Here is a 646-nt window from a genome sequence, read left to right as displayed (position 1 = left end):
CCTTCGACCAGTCCCGATCTCACTTTGCATTTCGAACAGCCCGACCCGGTTTTGCTGGAGAGCGGAGCCCATGCGCGTCTGCGGATACGCTCCGGCTGGCTGATCCCGGCGGCGGGGGCAGCATCGTGATGATGCTCGACCTGCTCGGCGGCTTTGGCGAAAAGGGCCGCACCAGTCTTGCTGTCAGCAGCGGCAAGGATCGCATCCTGCTCGACGTCGGCATCAAGGTCGGCGCCTCGGGCGCGGACTACTATCCGGTGCTGAACGGGTCGGTCGCCGACATCGACGCGCTGTTCGTCTCGCATGCCCATGAGGATCATGTCGGCGCACTGAGTTGGCTGCTGTCGCGTGGCTATGCCGGCCCGATCTTCATGACGGCCGAGACCCGCAATGAGGCGCCCGCCACGCTCGCGGGCTATGCTGAGCCCGAGGATTTCAGGCGGTTCCCTTTTCCCGAAGACCGCATCGAATTGTTCCAACCCGGCGATACGCTGAAGAGCGGAAATCTCACGATCCGGACGGGACGCTCCGGGCATGTGGTGGGCGGCGTCTGGTTTGCCGTCGACGATGGCGAGAGCCGCGTCGCCTATTCCGCCGACGTGGTGCCGGACAGCAATGTCTTCGTCATGGACACGATCCCCCACTG

General features: G+C 64.4%; 1 protein-coding gene and 1 pseudogene. Both read left to right on the top strand.

Annotation, left to right across the window (positions count from 1 at the left end; all coding sequences use genetic code 11):
• Positions 1–129, top strand: a pseudogene (locus EN906_RS38705) (ABC transporter ATP-binding protein); the annotation flags it as partial.
• Positions 129–646 (top strand): MBL fold metallo-hydrolase (locus tag EN906_RS36290; protein ID WP_127375879.1); only part of this gene is annotated, 518 nt, incomplete at its 3' end. The pseudogene EN906_RS38705 and the gene EN906_RS36290, both read left to right, overlap by 1 nt.

This window comes from Mesorhizobium sp. M7A.F.Ca.CA.004.06.1.1, assembly GCF_003999135.1.
Classification (GTDB): domain Bacteria; phylum Pseudomonadota; class Alphaproteobacteria; order Rhizobiales; family Rhizobiaceae; genus Mesorhizobium.
Note: the sequence above shows the minus strand (reverse complement) of the source record. Positions and strands in the feature narration are given on the sequence as shown.